We start from the raw sequence: 19,071 nt of genomic DNA, 5'->3' as shown, positions 1-19,071 counted from the left end.
CCCTACGCCGCCGCTACCGACCCCCGCCAACCCGGCAAACCCCTTTGGAGACCGATGGCCCCGCACACCGCCCAGCCGCCCGGGTTCGTGCCGTTCCCGGCCGACCGGGCCGCGTCCTACCGGGCGGCGGGCTATTGGACCGGGCGAGCCCTGGACACCATCCTGTCCGACGCGGCCCGGCGTTGGCCCGAAAAGCTCGCCGTCATCGACGCGGCGGCGGACGCCGGATTGAGCTACGCCCAACTCGACGAGCGGGCCGACCGCGCCGCGGCCGGGCTGCGGCGCCTGGGCATCGCCCCGGGCGACCGCGCGTTGCTGCAACTGCCCAACGGTTGCCGGTTCGCGGTGGCGCTGTTCGGGCTGTTGCGGGCGGGGGCGATCCCGGTGATGTGCCTGCCCGGCCACCGGGCCGCCGAATTGGGGCATTTCGCCGCGCTGAGTGCGGCGACCGTGCTCTTGATACCCGACGCCGCAGGCGGTTTCGACTACCGCGCGATGGCCCGCGGCCTTGTCGGCGATCACCCCGCGCTCCAGCACGTCGTCGTCGACGGCGACCCCGGGGGCTTCATCCCGTGGACGCGCCTGTGCGGCGAAGACCCCGACCCGGCGGTGACGGCCTCGGCGCCGCCGGCCGATCCCGCGAGCCCGGCCCTGCTTTTGGTGTCCGGCGGCACCACCGGCACGCCCAAGCTGATCCCGCGCACCCACGACGACTACGTGTTCAACGCGACCGCCAGCGCCGAGGTCTGCGGGCTGGGCGCCGACGACGTGTACCTCGCGGTGCTGCCCGCCGGCCACAACTTTCCGCTGGCGTGTCCGGGCCTGCTGGGCGCGATGACCGCGGGCGCCACGACGGTGTTCGGCGCCGACGCCAGCCCGGAGGCCGCCTTCGCCGCGATCGAACGGCACGGTGTCACGGTCACCGCCCTGGTTCCGGCGCTGGCCAAGCTGTGGGCGCAGGCCTGCGAGTGGGAGCCGGTGACGCCAAAGTCGTTGCGGCTGCTGCAGGTTGGGGGTGCCCGGCTGGAGCCGGCCGACGCGCGCCTGGTGCGCGCCGCGCTGACGCCCAACCTGCAGCAGGTGTTCGGGATGGCGGAGGGCCTGCTGTGCTTCACCCGCCCGGGCGATCCCCCCGACATCGTCGAGCACACCCAGGGGCGACCGCTGTGCGCCGACGACGAACTGCGCATCGTCGACGGCGCGGGCGAGCCGGTGCCGGCCGGCGAGGAGGGGGAGCTGCTGGTGCGCGGGCCGTACACGCTCAACGGCTACTTCCGGGCCGAACGCGACAACGAGCGCAGCTTCGACCCCGAGGGCTTCTACCGCAGCGGTGACCTGGTGCGCCGCAGGCCCGACGGCAACCTGGTGGTCACCGGGCGGGTCAAGGACATCATCTGCCGCGGCGGCGAAACCATCGCCGCGCCCGACCTCGAGGAGCACCTGCTCAGCCACCCCGCGGTCCGATCCGCCGCGGCGGTGCCGCTACCCGACCCCTATCTGGGCGAAAAGATCTGTGCCGCTATAGTTTTCGCGGGACCCTCGTTGACACTGGCGGAGCTGAACGCCCACCTCGACCGGCGCGGGGTGGCGGCCCACGCCCGGCCCGACGTGCTGGTCGCGCTGGCGGCGCTGCCCACCACGCCGATCGGCAAGATCGACAAGAAGGCGATCGCCCGCCAGGTCGGCGGCTAGAAGTTCAGCCCCGAGAACATGACCCGGCCGGGGTCGTACCTCTGCCGCACGGCGCTCAGCCGTGCCAGGTTCGGGCCGAAGTACCGGGACGCGGGCTGGTTGGCCTCGAGATAATTCACGTAGCCGCCCACCGAATAGCCCCGCACGGCTTGGTGAGCCGTCTGCAGCCAGCTCGTCGCCGCGGCCGGGTCGCCGGTTTCGACGTACCACTGCACCAGCGCGGACTGCCGCCGCCACGGGTAGGCGGTCGCCCCGGGTGCCACGGTGGCCAGGGCCCCGTCGAGGGCGTGCATGATCGCCAGCATGCGGCCCGCGCCGCGGGGAAACGCCTCGACCGCCGACGCGATCCCCTGGGCGGCCGCGGGGGTGATCGTCGTGAACACGTCGGACCCGCCGACATAGCCGAGGGGCGACGGGTTGAGGTTCCCGACGGCCAGATAGTTCACCAGATCCAGGTAGTTGAACGTGTGGCTCTCGGTGCCGGTCGGCTGCAAACCCACCGCCTTGACGATGGCCGCCGACACGCCGGCGCCCGATCCGGCCGGGCAGGTCGCCAGGATCCGGCAGTGGGTGCCCATCGCGTCGACGGTGGCGTCGGCCAGGGCCCAGCTGTTCTGGTCGGCGGTGCGCAGCCAGTTCTGCCAGCCGACGAGGACCTGCGCGAACGACTGCGGCGGGAAGTTGAGGTTCACCGCGTCGACGTCCGTCGTGGGGAACGTCGCGAAGGTCAGCGCGGTGGTGACGCCGAAGTTTCCGCCACCGCCGCCGCGCAGCGCCCAGAACAGGTCGGGGTTGCTGGCCGGGGACGCGGTGACCGCCTGGCCGTTGGGCAGCACCACCGACGCCGACGTCAACTGGTCGCAGAGCAGGCCCGCGTGCCGGGACTGGGCGCCCATCCCGCCGCCCAGCGCGTGGCCCGCGGCGCCGACCGACGGGCAGGTGCCCGTCGGGACGCCCCGGCCCACCGCGGCCAGCGTGCGGTGCATCGTGTACAGGGTCGTCGCCGGCGTCACCGTGATCTGCCCGGTGGAGGCGTCGTAGTGGGCATCCCCGGGCAGCTGACGCAGGTCGAGCACCATGGTTCCGTTCGCCGTGGACGCCCCGATGTAGGAGTGCCCACCGCTGCGCGGAGCGACCTTGAGGTTGTGGGCGGCGGCGAAGGCCATGGCCTTTTGCACGTCGGCCGCCGAGGTCGGCGTCACCACCGCCGCGGGCGTGAGGCCGTTGCAGTTGGTGTTGAAAACCTGCTTGGCCCCGGCGAATTGGGGGCTGTCCGGCAGTAGCACCTTGCCGCCCAGGGCGGTGGAAAGACCGTCCCAGCCCGCGGCGTTCGGGGCGGCGGTGGCGCGGACCGCGCCGACCCGGCCCGATCCGAACACCGCCCCGGCCGCCAGCGCCCCGGCGGCGCCCCGCAGAAACGCCTGCCGCGAGATCTCACGCGCCAACGCCGGGCTCCCGCGATTGCGTCATGCCCGCATTGTCGATCACGGGAACCGCGGCGCCGCATGACGTGTCGCGCGGCGACCGAAACGTGCCCGAACCGTTACCGGCCCGATTGGAGTAGCGTTTGCGGCAGTCTTCGATGACCGACCGTGAGGATTCTTCATGAGCGGAACACTGGAATCGGGTCTATGGGGATTTCTGACCGTCCTGGCGCTGGGGCTGTCGTTGGTGTTCGCGGCCGTCGCGACCGTGTATGTGAAGCGGCTGGGCGACCGGACGACCGCCCCGATCGGCGAGGAAATCGGCAGCGCCAAGGCCGTGGTGCATAAAGTGCGCAAACGCGAACCCATGTCGCCCGACGAGGCGGAATATGCCAAGCAGATCGTCGCTATCCGTAGTTTCCCGATGGCGTTCGGCATCCCCGGCGCGCTATTCATGATCGGCTGCTTTTATGTGTTCGGCAGCCTCTACCACCTGCACGGGGCGACGCCCTCCGAACGGACGTTCCTCGGGGCCTTTCCCATGTTTGCCGCCACCATCCAGGCCGCTCAGATTCTGCGCAGCGCACGGCTCAGGGGCCGGCTGCAGAAAATGTCTTGAAGCGGCAGGTATTTGGCGTGGCGGGCCCGCTTTGTCGACAACATCGACGGGTGATAGTCTTTTCGCGACCATATGTCAACCTAGTTGATATGCGACGGGCGTCGTGCGAAAGGTGATCGAGTGAGCCCCCGGTCGGTCGGCAGGACTGTCTTGGCGCGCGTCTGGATGCCGTTGGTTGCCGTCGTTGCGCTGAGTGTCGGTGCCGTGGGCATGTGGAAGGTGCACCAGTTCTCCGCTCCCCCGCCCGTCATCACGGTCAACGGGCCGGCCGCGCCCGAGCAGTTCACGCCCAAAAACATGACGTACGAGGTCTTCGGTTCCGTAGGGGAAGGCGGGATGCTGGTTTACGTGGATATCGACGGTCATCCGCACAAGGTCGATATCACGACCCTGCCGTGGTCGCACACGGAGACGACCACGCTCACCGTCGTCTCCGGCAGTATCTCGGCGCAGGTCCACGGCGGTCAGCTCGGCTGCCGGATGCTGGTGAATGGCGTTGTCCGCGCTGAACAGTCCGATACCCATCAGGATGCGCACGTCTTTTGCCTAGTGAAATCCGCATGACCGCGCCCCGAACGAAACGACCGTTCGTCCCCCGAATGGTTCGCGTCCTCGCCATACCCATCATCTTTTTTTGGGCCCTGCTCGCGGTGTCGACGAACACCTTCATCCCGCAGGTGGAGCGGGTTGCCGAAGAACTCGCCGGGTCGATGGTCCCGCACTACGCGCCGTCGCAGCGGGCGTTGCTGCGCATCGGTGAGAAGTTCCACGAGTCCGACTCGACCAACCTGACCATGCTCGTGTTGGAGGCCAATCGGCCGTTGGGCGAAGCGGACCACCGCTACTACGACGATTTGGTGCGCCGGCTGAAGCGGGACCCCGAGCATGTGCAGTACGTCATGGACCTGTGGGGCAAGCCGATCACCGCGGCGGGAGCGCAAAGCGTCGACGGCAAGGCGGCCTACGTGCTGTTGCGGCTCGCGGGCGATATCGGTCAGATGCAAGCGAACGAGTCCGTCAACGCCGTTCGGCACATCGTCGCGAACGTCGCGCCGCCGCCGGGGCTCAAGGTCTACGTCAGCGGCGCGGCCCCGCTCGCCTCGGATACCGTGGCCATCGCCAATTCGAGCCTGAACAACATCACGATCGTGACGGTCTGTCTCATCGTCGTGATGTTGCTGCTGGTGTACCGCTCGGTCCCCACCGTGCTGGTGCCGCTGCTCAGTGTCCTGATCGAAATGCTGGTCGCGAAGGGCGTCATCGCAACCCTCGGGCACTACGGGTACATCGAACTCTCGTCGTTCGCCGTGAACATCGTGGTCGCGCTGACCCTGGGCGCCGGAACGGATTACGGCATCTTCCTGATGGGTCGCTATCACGAGGCCCGACAGTCCGGCGAGAGCAGGGAAGACGCGTTTTACACCGCGTACAAGGGCGTCACGCCCATCATCATCGGCTCCGGGCTGACGATCGCGGCGGCGTGTGCCTGCCTGACGTTCGCGCGGCTCAACTACTTCCACACCATGGGGCCGGCGGTTGGCATCGCCATGCTCTTCAACATCGCGGCGGCGCTGACGCTCGGGCCGGCCGTCTTGACCGTCGGCAGCCTTTTCGGGCTCTTTGACCCGAAGCAAAAGGCCAAGGCGCAGCTGTACCGGCGGATCGGGGCGAGCGTGGTGCGCTGGCCGGTGCCGATCCTCGCGGCCAGCGCCGCCGTCGTCATGATCGGTGCGATCTTCGTGCCGACGTACCGGCAGAACTACGACGACCGCTCGTACCAGCCGGCCGATGCCCCCGCCAATCAGGGCTTTGCGGCGGCGGATCGCCACTTCCCGAAGAGCAAACTGTTCTCCGAGATGCTGATGATCGAGACCGATCACGACATGCGGAACTCGGCAGACTTCATCTCGTTGGACCGGGCGGCCAAGAGCCTCATTCGCCTTCCCGGGGTCGCGATGGTGCAAAGCATCACCCGGCCCCTGGGCCGGCCCCTGGAACATGCGACGTTGCCCTACTTGTTCACCACGCAGGGCAGCGGCAACGGTCAGCAGCTTCCGTTCAACAAGCAGCAAAACGCCAATACCGACCAGCAGGCGCAGATCACGCAGCACTCTGTGGAGGTATTGCGCCAAGAGATCGTGTATTTCCAGAACATGTCGGACGAGCTGCACAAGACCGTTCTCACCGTCGAGGATCTGCAACGCATCACCGCCGAGATGAATCAGGAAATCTCCAACGTCGAGGATTTCTTCCGCCCGGTCAAGAGCTACTTCTACTGGGAGAGGCACTGTTTCAACATTCCCATCTGCTGGGCGTTCAGATCGCTGTTCGACGGGCTCGACAACATCGACCACCTGGCCGCTGACATCGTCGACGCCAAAACGTCCCTAGAGGCCGTGGACCGAATCCTGCCGCAGGTCATCACGCAGCTGAAGCTCACCGCCGACGACTCCGAGGCGTTGGCCGCGCTGTTGGTCAGCAGCTACGGCCAGTCGTCACTGCAGTCCACCCAGACCGACCAGACGTTCGACGACATGATCAATGTGGGCCTCGACTTCGACCGGTCCCGCAGCGACGACTTCTTCTACATCCCCCGTGAGGGTTTCGACAACGACGACGTCAAGACCGGCATGCAGCTACTGATGTCGCCGGACGGCAAGGCCGCCCGGTTCATCGTCACCCACGAGGGCGACGCCATGGGCCCCGAGGGCGTGGAACACGTCGAAAGGTTCCCCGGGGCGCTCACGTCGATCTTGAAAGAGACCTCGCTGGCCGGCGCGCGAATCTATATCGGCGGCTCGGGATCCAACGACAAGGACATCAAAGAATACGCGGCGTCGGATCTGTTGATCGTGGCGATCGCCGCGTTCGTGCTGATCTTTTTGATCATGTTGTTCCTCACGCGAAGTCTGATGGCCGCCTTGGTGATTCCCGGTACGGTCGCCTTCTCGTATGCCGGCGCGTTCGGGCTGTCCATACTCGTCTGGCAACACCTCATCGGCCTGCCCCTGCACTGGTTGGTGTTGCCGCTGACGTTCATCATCCTGGTGGCGGTGGGCTCGGACTACAACCTGCTGTTGATCGTCCGCGTCAAGGAGGAGCTGCACGCCGGGCTGAACACGGGCCTCATCCGTGCGCTCGGGAGCACCGGTGGTGTGGTGACGTCCGCGGGCCTGGTGTTCGCGTTCACCATGTTGGCAATGCTGACAAGCGATCTCAGGGCCATCGGTCAGGTGGGTTCGACGGTGTGCATCGGGTTGCTGCTCGACACGCTGATCGTGCGGTCGTTCGTGGTGCCGTGCATCCTGCGCATCCTCGGGCCGTGGTTCTGGTGGCCCACCCTGGTGCGCTCGCGCCCGCTGCGCCCGGCGCCGACCTAGCCGGCGCCCTTGCCGTTGTCGACGCGGTAGACCGCACCGTGGACGGCGGCCGCCGCGTCGCCGGCCAGAAACGCGATCACGTGGGCGACGTCGACGGGCCGCATCATGCCGCGCGGCGAGGCGGTGCGCAGGATCAGGTCGTAGTTCGGGTTCTCCGGCGCGCTGAACCGTTCGATTTGCGGGGTGAGCATGCCGCCCGGGCATACGGCGTTGACGCGCAAGCGATCCCCGGTGTACTCGACAGCCAGCGCGCGAGTGAGCCCGATCAGCCCATGCTTGGCCGCGCAGTAGCCGGCCGAGTAGGCCTGGCCCTCGACGCCGGCGATGGAGGCGACGTTGACGATGTTGCCGCCGCGCTCCAGCAGGTGGGGCAGCGCGGCGCGGCACAGGTAGAACGGCCCGTTCAGGTTGACCGCGAGGTCTTCGGCCCAGTCGTCGTCGGTCATCGACTCCGTCCGGCGCATCTGGTGTCGCCCGGCGATGTTGACCAGGACGTCGAGCCCGCCGAATTCGCGGACACACCGCTCGATGGCGTCGCTGCAGGACCGCGCCGACGCGATGTCCACCGATGCGTACGAACCGCGTTCGACGTCGGCGGCGAATGTTTGGGCCAGCCGCGCGGTGTCGCGGCCGATACCGAAAACCGTTGCGCCCTGGCGGGAAAACAGCCGGGCCGTCTCGGCGCCCAGGCCCGAGGAGGCACCGGTCACCAGCGCGACCTTGCCCTCTAGTGCCGTCATGCCAGTTCCCTCCTAGCGGCCGACCGAGGCGCGCAGCAGCTCAAGTGGCGCAACGAGTCTGACGCGCCGCCGGATGCGGCGCGCCGTCAGCGCCACGAGCAGATCGATCGCCAGCTTTCCCAGCGCAATCCGGCTCGTTCGCTTCCTCCAGGTTGTCGGCGCCGAGCCCGTGCGCCGGCCGACGTAGTAGCCGACACACGCCGCCACCGTGAGGGCGGCGATTCCCGCGAGCACCGTCATGGTGATGAGCGTTCTTGGCCGCCGTCGCGGCCGGGTCACGGACGGGACACACCTCGGCAAACACGCGGCAGTGCTAGGGCTCGGGCTCGGCGAGTAGCCGCTCCCACTGCGCCCGTCCTTTCGGCGTGAGGCCGACGTCGCGGGTCTCGGGCCACTCCTCGATCTCGGCTATCGACTGTTCGCACCATTCGATGAGACTGCGGTAGAACTCGCCGATGAACACCGACTGCCGCTCGATGAGGTGGAGCCGCTGCGGAAAGGGGCCACCCGTGTCGAGCAACTCCTGGACCACCGCGGTGCCCTTCGCGTACAAGTCGCGAGCCTGACGCGCCGTCGCCGCCAGGGACGCGCGGAGATCCTCCTTGGTGGCCTGGTCACCCAGAAACAGCCGCAGGAACCCTTCGACTTCCAGCAGCGGCGCCGCCGGCTCGCTGCCGAACCATTCCTCAAGCGCTGCACGGCCTTCCGGCGTGATGGTGTAGCGGGTGGCTTGCTTTCTGCGACCGTCGACGACCTCGGCGGTGGCATGGCCGCGCTCGACCAGGCGTTTCAGCTCCGCGTACAGGTGGGCATCCGATCGCGGCCAGAAGAAGTGCATGCCGCGCTTGATCTGCGCCACGATCTCGTAGGCCGTCCACGGTTTGATGCCCAGCAGGCCCAGCAGGGCGAACGACGTCGTGGTGGGTTTCGAAGGCATCCCTTGACAATACTCCATTATGGAGTAATTTAAGCTCCACAGTGGAGTATGGAGGCGCGGTATGAACGACACCGGATTCGTCGCCCTCGTCGACACCGGCAGGGACGAACTGCGGGAACGCATCGACGAGGCGCGCCAACGCTTCTACCGGTTGGCCCGTTCCGCCAACCCGCACGCCCGGCGGCGAGGGCTGGATTGGAACGTTCATCAGGTCATCGCGCACGTGGTCTGCGTCGCGCGCCGCTACCAGGCCGTCATCGAGGGGCGGGACTTCCGCCGCGCCCGCCACCCCCGCGAACTCGACCAGATCAACCACGAAGAGATGGTGGCCGCGATGGCACCAATCCCCGAACTGCTCGACGAACTCGTGGCGCTCGAACCGGTGATGGACGCGTTCTTTGACGGTCTGTCCGACGACTATTCCATCGAGTTTCACTGCGGTGCAATGGTTTCCGGGGTGGTTGGGCAGGTGAATTGGCTTTTCGACCTGCTCCTGCACGGCGAAGACATCGCCCGATCGATCGGCATGCCCTGGGAGATTCGGGAGCGCGACATGCTGCTCCTGCTGCGCGAGGGGCTGGAGTTGGCACCCGCATACCTCAGCCCAACGGTGTCACCCAGCACCGACATCTGTGTGGCCCTACGGGTCCCCGACGCCCGGCCATGGGTGTTCCATGTGCATGACGCCGTCGTCGAATCGCGGCCGCTCGGCCCAAGCGACCGGCCAGACGCCGTTTTGAAGGTACCCGCATCGACGATGGTCAGGTTGCTGCTCCATCGCATCGGGCCCGTCACCGCCGCGCTGCGGGGTCTCCGCGTCGTCGGGGGACGGCGTCCGTGGAAGGCGATGAAGCTGCAATCATGCTTCGAGCGCGTGTAACCCGATGCCGTCGTCACGTGGCACCGTTCGGATCTACGCATACGGACCGCTGAGCTTCGCGGCCGGCCCCCCGTACCTCTCGACGAGCTCCCGCTTGTAGAGCTTGCCCGCATCGGTTCGCGGTAGTTGCGCCTCGAAGTGCAGCGTGCGCGGACACTTGAAGTGCGCCAAGCGGTCCCGAAGCCACGTGATCAATTCGTCCGCGAGCCCGGCGGACTGGCAGGTGGGATCCACCAACTGCACGACGGCGGTGACCGACTGTCCCATCACCGGATCCGGGACGCCGAACACCGCGGCGTCCACCACCCGCGGGTGGGTGACGAGAAGGTCTTCGATCTCCTGCGGGTAGATGTTGACTCCGCCGGAGATGATCATGTGATTGCGTCGATCGGTGAGGTAGAGATAGCCCTCGTCGTCGAGGTAGCCGACGTCGCCGACGGTGACCCAGCCCTCGGGACTGCGCGCCGCCGCCGTTTTCGCCGCGTCGTTGAGGTACTCGAACGGGTAACCGCCCTCGTAGTAGATCTCACCCACCTGCCCCGGCCCGAGCTCGGCGCCCCGGTCATCGAGGATATGGGGCGTGCCGAGGATGGGCTTGCCGACCGATCCCGGATGGGCAAGCCACTCGTCGGCCCGGATGAACGAGATCCCCGCGCCCTCCGACGACCCGTAATACTCGTCGACGATCGGCCCCCACCACTCGATCATCTGGCGTTTGATCTCGGGCGGGCACGGGGCCGCGGCGTGCACGACGCGCCGCAGCGAGGACAGGTCGTAGCCCACCCGGATCTCTTCCGGCAGCCGCAGCATCCGCACGAACATCGTCGGCACGAATTGGGCGTGCGTGACCCGGTGGCGCTGGATGCAGTCGAGGGCGCGTTCAGGGTCGAACTTCTGCATGAGAACCGTTGTCGCGCCGGCGGCCTGGGCCGCCATCGTCCACATGGCCGGCGCGGTGTGGTAGGTCGGGGCGGGGCTTAGGTACACCGAGTCGCGCGTCACCCCGAGCGCTTCGAAGACGGGCGTCGACAGCGGTGACACACCCGATTCGCGGGGTCGCAACGGGCGGCGAATTCCCTTCGGGCGACCGGTGCTGCCAGCGGTGTACTGCAGAAGCTCGCCGTCGCATTCGTCGGCAATAGGCACCGCGGGCTCGGTCGCCACGCATTCGGGATAGCGCCGCCAGCCTTCCAGGTCGGCGTCGGCAATCAGCGCGACGGGGGGTAACCCGGCGGGAAGCCGGCGGGGCAGTTGGCGGCACAAATCGCGCATCGCCCGCGAGGAGATGACGGCCTTGGCCCCGCTGTCCGCCACGATGCGGGCGACCTCGGACTCGCCCAGGTGCGTGTTGACCAGCGTGTAGTAGAGGCCGCTGCGCTTGGCCGCCCACATGACGGCGTGGATGTGTTCGTTGTTCTCCATGAGTACGGCGACGGTGTCCGCGGCCTTCAGGCCCGATCGTCGCAGGAAGTGGGCGAGCCTGTTGGCGCCGGCTTCGAGGCCGGCGAAGCTCACTTCGACGCCTGAATCGTGAAGGATGACCGCGGATTTCGCCGACCGCGCGTGATCACGTAAGTGCGCCATCGACCCCTTCCGGGACGTGGATCACCGCTCGACCGGCCTCCGCCGGCGCCACCACCGCGAACCGGGCGACCGTCACGACGTCGTCTTCCGCGTGGTCCGCCAAGGCTCATCCCAGCGATCGATCGCCGCCACCTCGTCGAGCGGTTTGCGCCGCACCGGGTGGTGCCCGCCCTTGGGCCAGCCCACCGTGAGCAGGGTCGCGATCTTCCAGTCGTCGGGAATTCCGACCATGGACCGCAGCCGGTCCTCGCAGGACCCGTGCCACAGGGTGATCGCCGCGCCGAGGCCTTGGGCGCGGGCCGCCAGCAGGAAGTTCTGCACGGCGGGAAAGATCGACCCTCCCTGCTGCAGTTCGGTGGTTCCACGCTGCGGCTGGACACAGAACAGCACCAGCACGGGCGCCGCGCCACCGACGCTCATGTGCTCTGCCATCGTGCGCAGGACGCGCGATTTGGGGTCGTCGGCCCCGTCCTGCGGCATCGAAAACCGATAGAACTCGGCCATCACGTCCCAGGTCTCGTGGGCCGCGGCGGTGACCACGTCGCGCAGGCCGGTCGATCTCAGCACGACGAACTTCCACGGCTGCTGGTTGCCCCCCGACGGAGCCCAGCTCGCCGCGCGCAGGCACGCGTCGATGGCCCCGTCGGAGACGGGTTCGTCGCGGTAGCGCCGCACGGCCGACGCGGTGCGCATCACCTCCCACAGGTCCGCCGACGTCCGCGGGGCCGCGCGCCCGCTCACGGCGCCGCCGTCGCGGGCAGCACGCCGCGCCACTCACCACCCCGCACCGGGCCGGTGACCAGGGGCAGATCGAGGGTCGACAACAACCCCGGCGGGGCGGCGATCACCGCGGGAATGGCGTTGAGTTCGCGCATGACGGTCGCGTACGTGAGGCCGCGCATGTTGTTTCCGCGGCCATGCATCTCGATATCGACGGTGTAGGTGGGCAGGCCGTCGACGACGACCCGGTAGCCGCCGTGCGGCGACGGATGCCGCGGCCAATCCGGCGCGGAGCCCTCCCCCATGCGGGTGACGTGTTCGAGGACGACGCGCTCCTCGCCGCCCACGATGCCGGCAAGCCTGAACCGCATGCCTCCCATCGTGCCCGGCTCGATCCAGCCCGACGCGACCTCGTATCGCTTTGTGGCCAACCATTTCTCGATGGATGTGTCGACGCGGTCGAGCGGAAGTCCGATGCCATCGGCGACCAGGTGGACGATGGGTGCCCACAATGCGGCCAGGCGTTCGGGGTCGAAGAGCGGGGCGGGATGGTCGGGCGCGTGTCCAAAGCCCATGAAATCGAACATGATGTCGGGCTGGTTGATGGGGCCGTAGTCGAGTATCTCGAGCATCGTGATGCCGTCGACACGACTGCTGAACCCCGTCATCGTCAGCGCGATGACGTCGTTCGCCCAGCCGGGGTCGACGCCACTGTTGAAGAAGCTGGTGCGGCCCTCGGCGCACGCCGCCTCGAGCAGTTCGACGGTTTCCTTGTCGGCGGCGGGCGGGTAGCACATCGGCACCAGCGACGTGCACACCACGTTCTTGCCCGCGCGCAGGCAGCGCGCAATGTCCTGTGCCGCTTCGTGGTAGCGATAGTCACCCGAGGCGAAGTAGGCCACCACGTCGGCGTCCACCGACAGCGCGGCCCCGATATCCCGGGTGGCGATGACGCCGGTCGTGGGCATTCCGCACAGCTCGCCGGCGTCCTTGCCGTCCTTGGCCTCGGCGTGCACGACCACGCCGGCCAGCTCCAACCCGGGGTGCGCGATGAGCGCACGCAACGCGCCCACGCCGACCTGGCCGGGACCCCACAGAATCACTCGCGGCTTGCGTTGACCGTCCGCCATCTGCACCCTTCCCGGCCGCCACCGGCCCCGCCATGAGAACATATCTTCTCATGTATTGATAACACCATTGCCGTAAAGAGAGAACCTGGAGGTAGCGATGAGCGATTACGAGTTCCTGAAATGGGAGTCGTTCGACGACGGCCAGATCGTGCGGATCTCCCTGAACCGCCCCGAGCAACGCAACGCGCAGAACCGCGGAATGCTCGTCGAACTCGATGAGGCGTTCGCCAGGGCCGAGGCCGACGACACCGTCCGCGTCGTCATCCTCGCGGGCGAGGGCCCGATGTTCTCCTCCGGCCACGACATCGGCTCCAAGCGCGCTCGCGCCGAGTTCACGCCGGGACCGGGCCAGCACCCGACCGCCGCGATCAACGGCGGGACCCGCGAGGGAGCAGAGAAGATCATGCTGCAGGAATGGCACTACTTCTTCCAGAACAACCTGCGCTGGCGCAACCTCCGCAAGATCACGATCGCCCAGGTACATGGCGACGTGTTCTCGGCGGGCCTCATGCTGATCTGGGCGTGCGACCTGATCGTGGGCAGCGAGGAGGTGCGCTTCGCCGACGTGGTCGGCACCCGACTCGGGATGTGCGGCATGGAGTACTTCGGCCATCCCTGGGAGTTCGGGCCGCGACGCACCAAGGAGCTCATGCTCACCGGCGACGCGATCGAGATCGAGGAGGCCTACCGGCTTGGCATGGTCAGCAAAATCTTCAAGCGCGACGAGCTCCCCGAGCGCACGCTCGAGCTGGCCCGACGCATCGCGACCGTACCGACGATGGCCGCCCTGCTCGTCAAGGAATCGGTCAACCAGTCCGTCGACAACATGGGCTTCTACAACGCCCTGCAGTCGTGCTTCACGTTGCACCAGCTGAACCACTCGCACTGGGTCGGGGTACGTGACGACAAGCGCGCGACCGCCGGTGAGGAGCAAGGGGTCCCGAATTGGCGGAACGCCCCCCCGGTCGTTACGTCGGTGAAGGACTCGGTGCGGGCCGACGCGTGACAATCGCTCCTGGCACTCCGGGCACTGCTGGCACTCCCAAACCCATGCAGGTCACCATCCCCGGTCACCTGTTCGGCCGGTTGCCGTTTCACGACGTGGTCGACACCGACGACACCGTGGTCGTCGATCTGCAGAACAGAGAAGACCTGACCAACAATCGGGGCGCGCTGCAGGGCGGGTTGGCCGCCACACTGATCGATGTGGCCGGGGCCGGCTGGCGGTCAAGTACGCCGGTGAGGGTGCCGGCGCCGGCACCGCGGACATGTCCATCCATTTCCTGGCACCGATCGTCGAGGGCCCCGCGCGCGCGAAGGCCACGCTGGTGCGCGCGGGAAAGCGGATGATCGTTGTCGCGGTGGACGTCTTCGATGTCGGTCGCGACCGGCTGGCGGCGCGAGCGACACTGAGCTTCGCGATCCTGGGCCCTCGCCGTCCGGTTCAGCCGGCGACGGCCCCGTAGCGCGCATCGGCCACGCGGTCCAAAGCGGTCGCGGGATCGCCGAAGACCATCGCCCAGCCCCGCACCCGCCGGTAATACAACTGGATGTCGCCCTCCATCCCGAATCCGTATCCGCCGTGAATGTGCAGGCTGCGTCGCGTCGCGTCGCGCGCCGTCTCATACGCGAACGCGAAAGCCATGGCGGCCAGTTCGCGAACTCGATCCGGCTCGTCGGCGAATGCGCACGCCGCCTTCAGCCCCAACAGCCGCGCCCCGTCCGCGGCGGTGGCGCTGTCGGCCAGTGGGTGGGACACGGCCTGGAAGGTGCCGATCGGGGCGCCGAACGCGTGGCGTTGTCTCGCGTAATCGGCGCCGATCTCCACCGCCTTCCTGGCCGCACCGGCCAGCGCGACGGCGGTCAGCGCCAGCCAGAGGTCGAGCGCGCCGGAGAACAGGTCGCCAGCCCGCGCTCCCTCGGCGAGCACCACGGACCGATCACCAATCGTGATGTCCGCCAGGGGCATTGACGCCAGGTTTCCCACCGCGGTGCGGTCGTTTCCGATCGGCGCGGCCAGCAGCCGTCCGTCCGCCAGGGCGACTACCTGGTCCGCGACGGCCCCACCGGGCACCAGCTCCAGCCACCCGCCGCGCCCGGGGCGCGGCGCGAAGGTGACCAACCGCTCGCCCGCGAGGACCGCGCTCAACAGCCCGGCGCCGGTCTCACCGGACTCGGCCAGCAGCCGCGCGGCGACCAGCGCTTCGATGAGCGGAGCGGAGGCGACCGCGCGGCCGAACTGTTCGGCGATCAACGCGAGGTCCACCTCGGAGGCGCCCCATCCCCCGGCCGCCTCGTCGACCGCCATCTGCACGGCCCCCATCCGTAGCAGCGCCTTCCACAGCCGGGGGTCGAAGCCCGACGGCTCGGCGGCGCGGACGCGCTCGGAGGGCGACTCGCGCGCAAACAATGCGGCGAACGAGTCCGCCAACTGTCGCTGTTCGCCCGACAAGCTCAGGTCCACGAATCCTCTGCCCATACACGTGCGGATATGGATACTCTCAGATCTGAGAGTAGCATTACCGGCCATACCGCCCGGGGCGTGTGCAACCACAGATTGGCGTTATACATGCATTTTCAGCTCGATGCGGATACTGCAACCTACCGCGACGCGGTCCGCGCCCACCTTCGCGAGGTGCTGACCCCCGACTTCGAGGAGCGCATCTACCGCAGCGGGGTCTCACACAACGACGAGTTCGCCAAAGGCCTCGTCGACAAGGGCTATTTCGCGCCAACCTGGCCCGTCGAGTTCGGTGGCCAGAACCGCAACGCATGGGACGACCAGGTCGTCAAAGAGGAGCTCATGCGCTTTGACGCGCCGATGTACCTCTCCGAGACCACCAGAATGGTGGCGTCGATCATCCGCGAGGTCGGCAATCCGGCGTTGAGGGATCGCATCCTCGCCGGCGCGATCAACGGCGAGATCACCATCGCCCTGGGCTTCACCGAACCGGAATGCGGGTCGGACGTCGCGGCGGCGGCGACCAGGGCGGTCCGCGACGGTGACGGAGATGACGCGGAGTGGGTGATCAACGGCTCCAAGATGTTCACCACCAACGGTCACATCGCCGACTTCGTGTTCCTGCTCGCACGCACGAGTCCCGACAAACCGAAGCATCAGGGCCTCACGATGTTTCTGGTGCCGTGTGACTCCGATGGCTTTGCGGCACAAGCGGTGTGGACCCTTTCCGGCGAGCGCACCAATATCACGTTCTACAGCGACGTCCGCGTGGGCGACGAGTGGCGCGTCGGCGACGTCGACGGCGGCTGGCAGGTGCTCGGGCTGTCCCTGCGCGACGAGCACGCATCCGGCTGGGGCCCGCACCTGATCCGGCTGTTGCACCATGCCGAGCACTGGGCCGCCACCGCCGTGTCCGATGATGGTTCGCGCCCCATCCTGAACGCCGCTGTTCGCCGCAGGCTCGCCCGGGTCGCGATCGAGACCGAGGTGTCGATGCTGCTGCAGCGGCGTTGCGTGTGGATGCTCGATCAGGGCGACACACCGGTGGCGGAGGGGTCGATGTCCAAGCTCTTCAGCACCGAGGCGCTTGAACGCTCCAGCCAGGACGTCATCGAACTCGTCGGCGCGGACGGCTTACGCGGTTATCTCGAGCCGTCCGCTCCCGAACGGGGGCGATTCGAACATTCCCTGCGGTTCTCTCTGGGCACCACGATCTATGCGGGCACCAGCGAGGTCCATCGCACCATCATCGCGCAGCGCGGGCTCCGCCTACCCCGTTAGCTTCTTTCGCCGTCCTGCCCGACCGCCAGAGGCCGCCCGCGGCGCCGCCTTGCGCGCCGGCCTTGCCTTGGCGTCCGCGACCGGCGGGGTGACGGCTTGTTTGCACCACGCCCACAGCTGGTCCTCGGTCAGCCTGGAACCTTTGCCGCCCAGGTGGAAAACCCCGATCTGTGCCAGCGCGGTGAGCGTGGTGTTCAGCAAGGTGGTCAGCTGCGCGGGGGTCAGGTCCGTGCGCACCAGCCCGGCCCGAGCACACGAGGTGATGATCTTCGTCAACAGCTTCAGATGCGGCTCCCACACCTTGGCGAAGGCGTCCGGCCGCTCGATCTCCAGGCTGAGGTTGTAGATCGTCATGACCCGGCCGCCGACCGCTTCCGACGACTCGGCGCGCGACAGCACGCCGCGGCAGAAGGCCTCGAGTTGCTCCATCGGACCATCCGCCGCCGCGACCTCCTGCCGGATGCCCTCGGTGAACTGGCTCGTGACGTTCTCGTACAGGGCCAACAGGAGTTCGTCTTTGCCCGCGAAGTGTTGGTAGAACGCCCGCAGGCTCAGATTCGACCTGTCGATGAGCGTCTGGATGGTGAAGTCGGCCTTACCCGACTCCTCCACCAATTCCAGCGCCGTGGCCAGAAACCGCGAACTGCGCGCGAGAGCGCGCGCTCTCGCCGTGCTCAGACGCCGCTCGATCGTGCGCTGCTGCCACGTGCTGGGCACCTCGACGTCGGTATCGACCAATTCCAAGCCGGTTTCGGATTCGGGTCCGGCGAGCCTCTTTGCAGCCATAGTGCCCACCAGAATACGCGCCCGACGTGAAAAAAGGGCGGCCTACCTACGCGGGTATGTTGATTGTCACTCTGCGCGAGTGCTGATTGCCGCTTCGCCACCGGCCATTGGCACGGCCGGCCGAATCAAGGCGCCCGGGTGCGTCGCGACGAACCGATGCGGTAGCGTGGAAACGATAATTCTCTTTTTCGAATCATTGTGCCGCAAACCGAAGCCGCAGGCCCTCGTCGAAGGAGTGCAGCCGTGAGCGCAGACATTCTGATCGTGTCACCGGACGACCATCTGGTGGAGCCGGCCGATCTGTGGACGAGCCGGCTGCCGCAGCGCTATCGCGACATCGGGCCGCGGATCGTTCGCACCCGGGGACGCATGAATCCGAGCGTCACTTCCGACGTCGCGTTCATCGAGGACCCCGAGGGTCGAGACGCGGACATCTGGCACTACGAGGACGCGGTCATCCCGATCCCGCTCATCAGCGCCGCCGCCGGCTACGAACTCGACGAGCTCACGACCGACCCCATCACCTACGACGAGATGAGGCCCGGCTGCTTCCGTCCCGCGGATCGGCTCGCGGACATGGATATTGCCGGCATCGAGGCGTCGGCCTGCTTTCCCAACACCCTCGTCCGCTTCTGCGGTCAGCGATTCCTGTACGGCAAGGACAAAGAGCTCGCCAAGCTCTGCGTCGAGGCCTACAACGACTTCCAGATCGACGAGTGGGCCGGCGGATCGAACGGTCGGCTGATCCCTCTTGGCATCATCCCGCTCTGGGACGTCGAACTCGCCGCGAAGGAGGTCGAGCGGGTCGCCGCAAAGGGCATGCACGCCGTGTGCTTCTCCGAGCTGCCCTCTCGTCTCGACCTGCCGTCCATCCACAGCGACTACTGGGACCCCTTCTTCGCCGCCTGCGAGCGAAACAAGGTGGGCATCATGCTGCACATCGGCTCGAGTTCGTCGCTCACCAAGTCCTCTCCCGACTCTCCGCATGTCGTCACCAGCGCGCTGATGGCGGTCAATTGCACCATTGCCCTGGTCGACTGGCTGTTCTCCGGCAAGCTCATTCAGTTCCCCAACCTCCAGCTCGCGTTCGCCGAGGCGCAGGCGGGCTGGATTCCCTACTACCTGCAACGGGTTGACGAGGTGTGGGAGGACCGGCGCGCATGGGGTGGCATCCATCCGCTACTGACCGACCCGCCGAGCAGCCAGGTGCCCGGGCGCGTCTACTTCTCGACCTTCGGCGATCCGGTCGCCTTCCGAATCCTCGATCTGGTCGGGCCGGATCAGCTCATGTTCGAAACGGACTACCCGCACAACGACACCAACTGGCCGAGGAGCCTCGAAGTCGCCAACAAGGCCACCGAGGGACTGGACGAGGATACCAAGCGAAAGGTGCTGTCCGGCAACGCAAAGGCGTTCTTCGGCATCGGGTAGCGCGGG

At 67.5% G+C, this 19,071-nt stretch carries 17 protein-coding genes and 1 pseudogene; 9 read left to right on the top strand and 9 right to left on the bottom strand.

Going from position 1 to position 19,071, the window contains the following annotated elements; genetic code table 11:
• Positions 1–54 precede the first annotated feature (54 nt).
• Positions 55–1,692, top strand: coding sequence for a (2,3-dihydroxybenzoyl)adenylate synthase (locus BST11_RS04735; protein WP_083136822.1), 1,638 nt, complete (start codon positions 55–57; stop codon positions 1,690–1,692).
• Here the strand turns inward: BST11_RS04735 and BST11_RS04730 are convergent.
• Entirely contained in the window at positions 1,689–3,137 is a 1,449-nt protein-coding gene (locus BST11_RS04730) for an FAD-binding oxidoreductase (protein ID WP_083136821.1), read from the bottom strand. The genes BST11_RS04735 and BST11_RS04730 overlap by 4 nt on opposite strands.
• Before the next feature lie 172 nt (positions 3,138–3,309).
• On the opposite strand from BST11_RS04730, the gene BST11_RS04725 reads away from it, so the two are divergent.
• The 3 genes from BST11_RS04725 to BST11_RS04715 all read left to right on the top strand — a co-directional run bounded on the left by BST11_RS04725 (position 3,310) and on the right by BST11_RS04715 (position 7,115).
• Entirely contained in the window at positions 3,310–3,735 is a 426-nt protein-coding gene (locus tag BST11_RS04725) for a hypothetical protein (RefSeq protein ID WP_169834875.1), read from the top strand.
• 165 nt (positions 3,736–3,900) lie between these two features.
• Entirely contained in the window at positions 3,901–4,299 is a 399-nt protein-coding gene (locus BST11_RS04720; protein ID WP_082958200.1) for an MmpS family transport accessory protein, read from the top strand.
• 35 nt (positions 4,300–4,334) lie between these two features.
• Positions 4,335–7,115, top strand: coding sequence for an MMPL/RND family transporter (locus tag BST11_RS04715; protein ID WP_211284638.1), 2,781 nt, complete (start codon positions 4,335–4,337; stop codon positions 7,113–7,115).
• On the opposite strand, the gene BST11_RS04710 is transcribed toward BST11_RS04715, so the two are convergent.
• From BST11_RS04710 to BST11_RS04700, 3 genes are all read right to left on the bottom strand, one after another.
• Entirely contained in the window at positions 7,112–7,855 is a 744-nt protein-coding gene (locus BST11_RS04710; protein WP_083136818.1) for an SDR family NAD(P)-dependent oxidoreductase, read from the bottom strand. The genes BST11_RS04715 and BST11_RS04710 overlap by 4 nt on opposite strands.
• Positions 7,856–7,867: 12 nt before the next feature.
• A complete protein-coding gene (locus BST11_RS04705; RefSeq protein ID WP_083136817.1) occupies positions 7,868–8,095 on the bottom strand; it encodes a hypothetical protein in 228 nt (75 codons plus the stop codon).
• Positions 8,096–8,168: 73 nt separating this feature from the next.
• Positions 8,169–8,792, bottom strand: a complete 624-nt coding sequence (locus BST11_RS04700; RefSeq protein WP_083136816.1) for a PadR family transcriptional regulator — start codon at positions 8,790–8,792, stop codon at positions 8,169–8,171.
• 61 nt (positions 8,793–8,853) lie between these two features.
• On the opposite strand from BST11_RS04700, the gene BST11_RS04695 reads away from it, so the two are divergent.
• Positions 8,854–9,672 (top strand): maleylpyruvate isomerase mycothiol-dependent enzyme family protein, encoded by an 819-nt coding sequence (locus BST11_RS04695; protein WP_083136815.1) that lies wholly within the window; start codon positions 8,854–8,856, stop codon positions 9,670–9,672.
• 33 nt (positions 9,673–9,705) lie between these two features.
• Here the strand turns inward: BST11_RS04695 and fadD4 are convergent, their stop codons facing one another.
• From fadD4 to BST11_RS04680, 3 genes are all read right to left on the bottom strand, one after another.
• Positions 9,706–11,256, bottom strand: coding sequence for a fatty-acid--CoA ligase FadD4 (gene fadD4 / locus BST11_RS04690; protein WP_083136814.1), 1,551 nt, complete (start codon positions 11,254–11,256; stop codon positions 9,706–9,708).
• 72 nt (positions 11,257–11,328) lie between these two features.
• On the bottom strand, positions 11,329–11,949 hold the full coding sequence (locus BST11_RS04685; protein WP_083136857.1) for a nitroreductase family protein: 621 nt from the start codon (positions 11,947–11,949) through the stop codon (positions 11,329–11,331).
• Positions 11,950–11,993: 44 nt separating this feature from the next.
• A complete protein-coding gene (locus BST11_RS04680) occupies positions 11,994–13,079 on the bottom strand; it encodes an NAD(P)H-dependent amine dehydrogenase family protein (protein ID WP_083136858.1) in 1,086 nt (361 codons plus the stop codon).
• Positions 13,080–13,203: 124 nt separating this feature from the next.
• On the opposite strand from BST11_RS04680, the gene BST11_RS04675 reads away from it, so the two are divergent.
• Both BST11_RS04675 and BST11_RS04670 read left to right on the top strand, forming a co-directional pair.
• On the top strand, positions 13,204–14,112 hold the full coding sequence (locus tag BST11_RS04675; RefSeq protein WP_083136813.1) for an enoyl-CoA hydratase: 909 nt from the start codon (positions 13,204–13,206) through the stop codon (positions 14,110–14,112).
• A 44-nt stretch (positions 14,113–14,156) separates the two neighbouring features.
• A pseudogene (locus tag BST11_RS04670) lies at positions 14,157–14,572 on the top strand (PaaI family thioesterase).
• On the opposite strand, the gene BST11_RS04665 reads toward BST11_RS04670, so the two are convergent.
• The gene (locus BST11_RS04665) at positions 14,551–15,570 is read right to left on the bottom strand and encodes an acyl-CoA dehydrogenase family protein (RefSeq protein ID WP_083136856.1); all 1,020 of its coding nucleotides are present in this window, start codon (positions 15,568–15,570) and stop codon (positions 14,551–14,553) included. The pseudogene BST11_RS04670 and the gene BST11_RS04665 overlap by 22 nt on opposite strands.
• A 105-nt stretch (positions 15,571–15,675) precedes the next feature.
• Here BST11_RS04665 and BST11_RS04660 point away from each other — a divergent pair, with 105 nt between their 5' ends.
• Positions 15,676–16,848, top strand: coding sequence for an acyl-CoA dehydrogenase family protein (locus BST11_RS04660; RefSeq protein ID WP_083136812.1), 1,173 nt, complete (start codon positions 15,676–15,678; stop codon positions 16,846–16,848).
• On the opposite strand, the gene BST11_RS04655 is transcribed toward BST11_RS04660, so the two are convergent.
• Positions 16,837–17,634 (bottom strand): TetR/AcrR family transcriptional regulator, encoded by a 798-nt coding sequence (locus tag BST11_RS04655; protein ID WP_068211144.1) that lies wholly within the window; start codon positions 17,632–17,634, stop codon positions 16,837–16,839. The genes BST11_RS04660 and BST11_RS04655 overlap by 12 nt on opposite strands.
• A gap of 243 nt (positions 17,635–17,877) precedes the next feature.
• On the opposite strand from BST11_RS04655, the gene BST11_RS04650 reads away from it, so the two are divergent.
• A complete protein-coding gene (locus tag BST11_RS04650; protein ID WP_083136811.1) occupies positions 17,878–19,065 on the top strand; it encodes an amidohydrolase family protein in 1,188 nt (395 codons plus the stop codon).
• Positions 19,066–19,071 lie beyond the last annotated feature (6 nt).

The sequence above is a fragment of the Mycobacterium alsense genome, assembly GCF_002086635.1.
Classification (GTDB): Bacteria; Actinomycetota; Actinomycetes; order Mycobacteriales; family Mycobacteriaceae; genus Mycobacterium; species Mycobacterium alsense.
This window is presented reverse-complemented; position numbering and strand designations above follow the sequence as displayed.